The 4980-nt window shown below is 73.2% G+C and carries 4 protein-coding genes; 3 read left to right on the top strand and 1 reads right to left on the bottom strand.

What is annotated here, in order from left to right; translation table 11 throughout:
* Positions 1 to 47: 47 nt before the first annotated feature.
* Positions 48 to 512, bottom strand: a complete 465-nt coding sequence (locus tag E4099_RS28905; protein WP_135342076.1) for a MarR family winged helix-turn-helix transcriptional regulator — start codon at positions 510 to 512, stop codon at positions 48 to 50.
* 84 nt (positions 513 to 596) lie between these two features.
* Here E4099_RS28905 and E4099_RS28900 point away from each other — a divergent pair, with 84 nt between their 5' ends.
* From E4099_RS28900 to E4099_RS28890, 3 genes are all read left to right on the top strand, one after another.
* A complete protein-coding gene (locus tag E4099_RS28900) occupies positions 597 to 1526 on the top strand; it encodes a quinone oxidoreductase family protein (RefSeq protein WP_135342075.1) in 930 nt (309 codons plus the stop codon).
* A gap of 111 nt (positions 1527 to 1637) precedes the next feature.
* Complete coding sequence (locus E4099_RS28895) at positions 1638 to 2117, top strand: GNAT family N-acetyltransferase (protein WP_135342077.1); 480 nt, start codon at positions 1638 to 1640, stop codon at positions 2115 to 2117.
* Between the two features lie 653 nt (positions 2118 to 2770).
* On the top strand, positions 2771 to 4711 hold the full coding sequence (locus tag E4099_RS28890) for a sialidase family protein (protein WP_135342074.1): 1941 nt from the start codon (positions 2771 to 2773) through the stop codon (positions 4709 to 4711).
* The last annotated feature ends 269 nt before the right edge of the window (positions 4712 to 4980 follow it).

Raw genomic sequence — 4980 nt, 5'->3', positions numbered from 1 at the left:
GCCCACGGGCGGGGTGGGGCGGAGCCGACCAGACACTTCGGCCGCCGTCAGGCACCCCGCTCCGCGCAACCCGCCGCCGGGTCGGCGATCCGGGTGAGCAGGGAGATGAGCTGCTCGCGCTCCTCCGCGGTGAGTGGCGCGGTCAGCTCGTCGTTCGCCTCGTCCCCCAGCTTCTCGGTGCGGCGCAGCCGTCGCTTGCCGGCGTCCGAGACGGCGATGGCGTTCTTGCGCCGGTCCTTGGGGTCCGGGCTGCGGGTGACCAGCCCCTCCGCCTCCAGGTCGCCCACGATCCCGACCATGTCCTTGGGATCGATCCGCAGGCTGCGTCCCAGCTCCGCCTGGGAGAGGGGGCCGAGCTCGGCCACCGCGGAGAGCACCGCGTGATGCATCATGCGCATCCCCTCCCGGGCCAGCGCCTCGGCGACCAGCCGGTGGCCACGGGCCGCGGCGCGGCCCAGCAGCCAACTGGGGAGGGTACGGATCCGGGTAGGAGCGAACGGGGTTTCGGCCATGATCCCAGTCTACCCGGAAACCATTGGACACCCCAATGAAACTGGGTTTACCGTTGGGCATCCCAACGATCCCTGGAGGTGCTGGTGCGTCGCGTCCGGTTCCATGAGTACGGCGGTCCCGAAGTGCTGCGGATGGAGGAGGTGGAGGTTCCCGAGCCCGGCCCCGGCGAGCTGCTGGTGGACAACGAGGCGATCGGCGTCACCCTGCCGATGGTCCGCAAGGTGCGCGACGGGGGCGTACCGCTGCCCGGCGTGCTGGGCGGCGAGGTGGCCGGGCGGGTGGCCGCGCTCGGCCACGGGGTGACCGGTTTCGCGGTCGGCGACCGGGTCACCGCGCTGTGCTTCCGCGACTCCTACGCGGAGCGGTCCGTGGTGCGTGCGGCGATGGCCACCCCGATCCCGGACGGCGCCGGCGCCGCGGATGCCGTGGCGCTGGTCCGCGGCGGCCTGGTGGCGCTCGGCGCCCACCACGCGGCTCGCCCGGAGCCCGGGGAGTCGGTCCTGGTCACCGCCGCCGCCAGCGGGGTCGGGCATCTGGCGGTGCAGCTGGCCAGGGAGCACGGCGCCTCCCGGGTGGTGGCCGCCGCCGGCTCCGCGGACAAGGCGGAGTTCCTGCGCGGGCTCGGAGCAGACGAGGTGATCGGCTACGACCGGCTCACCGGCATCGAGCCGGTGGACATCGTGCTGGACGCGGTCGGCGGCGAGCTGCTCTCCCCCGCCGTCGCCGCGCTCGCCCCGGGCGGGCGGCTGGTCGCCTACAGCTCGGGCGGCGGCACCCTGTCGGCGTACGACCTGCTGGTGGGCGGCAAGTCGGCCATCGGGTTCCAGATGGCGCAGGTGGCGATGAGCCGGCCCGAGCAGGTGGAGCGCTGGCGCCAGGAGTTGTGGAGGTTGGTGGCCGAGGGGCGGCTGCGGCCGATGGTGCACGCGGCGCTCCCCTTGGCCGAGGCGGCCACCGCTCACAAGATCATCGAGTCCCGCGCCAACACCGGGAAGGTGGTGCTCGTCCCCTGAGGGAAGTGGCGCCGCGAGGGGTCGGCGCCACCGGTGAGGTCGGGGCGGTTTAATTCCGAGCGGAGATGGGGGCACCCCCGCTACGGTGCGCCCGTGACGCCTGAAGACGCCGTGGACACTGACGGATTCCTGATACGCCGGGCCGAGGCGGCCGACGGCGGCCCCGTGGCGGAGGTCTGGCTGCGCTCCTACGATGCCGCGCTGCCCACCGTCCGCCGGGCCCACAGCGATGACGCGGTCCGCGCGTACATCACCGAGGTCGTGGTGCCCGCGCAGGAGACCTGGCTCGCCGAGCGGGACGGCTCCGTGGTCGGGATGATGGTGCTGGACCAGGACTGGCTCAGCCAGCTCTACCTGGCCCCCGACTGGCGCGGCAAGGGGCTCGGCGACCGCTTGGTGGCACTCGCCAAGGAGCGCCGGCCGGACGGCCTCCAGCTGTGGACCTTCCAGGTCAACGGACCCGCGCAGCGCTTCTACCAGCGGCATGGCTTCGTCGAGGTGGAGCGCACGGACGGGCGGGACAACGAGGAACGCGAACCGGACATCCGCTACGTGTGGCGGCCCACAGCCGGCGACACCCCGCACCCCTGAACGGCGGAGCCCGGAGCCCTGACCGGTGACGCGACGCTCCCGGCCCTGTCCGGCGGCGCCCCGCAACCCTGAACGGGCCCCCGCGCCTGTACGCGGTGGCGAACCCGACCTGTGAGGCGCCCCCCGGCCTCGGCCGGCGACACCCCGCACCCCTGAACGGCGGAGCCCGGAACCCTGACCGGTGACGCGACGCTCCCGGCCCTGACCGGCGTCGCCTCGCGGCCCGCACCCCGCAACGCCCCACGACCCTGAATGGCGGAGCCCCCGCCCCCGTACGCGATGGCGCGCAGCCGACCTGTGGGGTGACGCCCCGCGGTCTAGACTCGGCAGCGAACCGTGGACCCGAACGACACGGCCCGCGGACCGAACGACACGACCCGCGGTCGGCCCCGACCGCCCCCGCATCCGGCGGACGGCCCCTGACTCGCCGTCCGCAGCCCCGGGCCACTGAAGCCCGCGTCCGGCCCCGATCCGCGGGGCCTCGCCTCGACCACTTACCCATCACCCAAATGGCGCATTTCTATGGAAATGTGACGCACGGTCCTTGTGAGGTGGTGACCCACCCGGGAGACTTCGGGTCGGCGCACTCGGGACGTGGGATGTCTTGATGTCCAGATGTCATTGACCAGATGTCGTTGAAGGGTCGGTCGGCCATGACGTCAGATCTTCGTGCTCGTTCCAGAAGACCACGGTGGCGTCACGCCTGGGTGATAGTCGCCGCCACCCTGCTCGCCCTCCTCCCTCTTCCGGTACGGGCCGTGGACGTCGACGATTCGGCGTCCACGGCCCGTACCGGCTTCGAACAGCAGGTCCTGTTCAAGTCTGCCCAGGAGGAGGGCTATTCCTGCTTCCGTATTCCGGCGATCGTGCGATCCACCGACGGCACCCTGCTGGCCTTCGCCGAGGGCCGGGTGAACAACTGCGGCGACGCCGGCGACATCGACCTGGTCCTCAAGCGCTCCACCGACGGCGGTCGCACCTGGGGCCCGCTCCAGGTGATCGACGAGGGGGCCGGCGACACCCATGGCAACCCGGCGCCGATCGTGGACACCCGCACCGGGCGGATCGTGCTCGCCAGCACCTACAACACAGGACGGGACGACGCGCAGAGCTGCGCCGTGCCCTGCGACCGCTCCCCGCACTTCCAGTACAGCGACGACGACGGCCGCAGCTGGTCCAGCCCGCGCGATCTGAGCGACTCCATCATGCCCCCGGACTGGAACTCCTGGTACGCCACCGGCCCGGTGCACGGCATCCAGCTCACCCGCGGCCCGCACCAGGGCCGTCTGGTCTTCAGCGTCAACAGCGAGACCTGGGACGGCACCCGGGTGTCCGCGAACCACGCCGGACTGGTCTACAGCGACGACGGCGGCGACACCTGGCAGATCGGCGCCGTGGACAGCTGGCCCGTCTCCGACGACGGGACCTTCCGCCAGAAGCCGGAGGAGATGACCCTGGTGGAGCGTGCCGACGGCTCCATCTACGTCAACGGCCGCGAGCAGGACGGTACGGATCTCGGCCACCGCGCCTTCGCCGTCAGCCGGGACGGCGGCGCCACCTTCGCCGCCCCCTTCCAGGCCATCCCCGACCTCTACACGCCCCAGGTGCAGGCCTCCATCCTGCGGCTGCGCAGCGAGGACCAGGACGGCTACAGCCGGCTGCTGTTCTCCGCGCCCGGCGACCCCGACCGGCGCCGCACCATGATGATCCGCTCCTCCTGGGACGAGGCGGCCAGCTGGGACGGCATCGACCGGGGCCGGGTGGTGACCACCGACTGGTCCGGCTACTCCGACATGGTGGCCATCTCCCATGACGAGGTCGGCCTGCTGTACGAGGGAGGGGCGGTGGACGCGCGCGACGAGATCCGCTTCGCCCGTTTCACCGAGGAGTGGCTCGGTCCCCGCAAGGCACCCGACCCGACCACCGAGGACCGGGCGGTGGGCGCCCGCCCGGCCCCCGTGCTCGGCGGAGCGGAGCGGACCGAGGGGCGGTTCGGCAAGGGGCTGGTCTTCGACGGCGTCGACGACGCGGTACGCCTGCCCTACCGCGCCCGGCTCCCGCTGGGCACCCGCGACTTCACGGTCAGCCTCTGGTTCCGCTATCGGGCCGCCTCGGGCACCCAGCCGTTCCTGTGGATGGGCGGGGTGGGCGACCGGCAGCCCCAGGTCTGGCTGCGCGGGGAGCCGTCCAACGGCCGGGTACGGGCGCTGATCACCACGGTGACCGGCACCGCGCCCCCCACCAGCGCCTCGGTCAGCGCCCCCGGGGCGTACAACGACGGGCAGTGGCACCACGCGGCGCTGAGGCGCGCCAACGGGCGGCTGAGCCTCACGGTGGACGGTGCCGCGCCGATATCCGTGGCGGACGTACCCGGCACCGTGAGCCGCACCTCTCCGTTCGGCGTCCATCTCGGCCAGTCCGTCGACGGCCGCACCCGGCTCACCGGGGCCCTGGACGAGGTCCGGGTCTACGGGCGGGCCCTGACCGACGCCGAGTTGCGGCACATCAGGGAGTTCAACGCGCTACTGGACAGCAAGGGCAGCGGGGTGGTGCTGCGGCTCCCGTTGGACACCCTGCGGCGAGGCCGCGGGTGACCACCGGCCGACGGGAAACCGCGGCTGATCGGCCGCGACAGGGCGGCCGCGCATGACCGGCGGAGACAGGGCCGCCACGGAACGACCGCGGCAAGGCCGCGGGAGACCAGCCGTGCACGGGACTGGGTCCCATCGGCGGCGACGAGACCGCGCGTGATCGGCGGCGGGCTGCGACCGGTGAGCGGGCCGGCGCCGCCCGCCCGGATCCGCACTCCACCACCTGGCCGACGCCGCCCGCCGGTGCGGCACGGCCCCCGCCCGGCCGGCAC

The organism is Streptomyces palmae (assembly GCF_004684805.1).
GTDB lineage: Bacteria > Actinomycetota > Actinomycetes > Streptomycetales > Streptomycetaceae > Streptomyces > Streptomyces palmae.
The sequence above is the reverse complement of the archived record's forward strand: the minus strand, read 5'-3'. Positions and strand labels throughout refer to the sequence as shown.

Bases quoted from the DNA above. Each gene is read 5' to 3' on its own strand.
- E4099_RS28905 (WP_135342076.1), bottom strand. From the start codon at position 512: ATGGCCGAAACCCCGTTCGCTCCTACCCGGATCCGTACCCTCCCCAGT.
- E4099_RS28890 (WP_135342074.1), top strand. From the start codon at position 2,771: ATGACGTCAGATCTTCGTGCTCGTTCCAGAAGACCACGGTGGCGTCAC.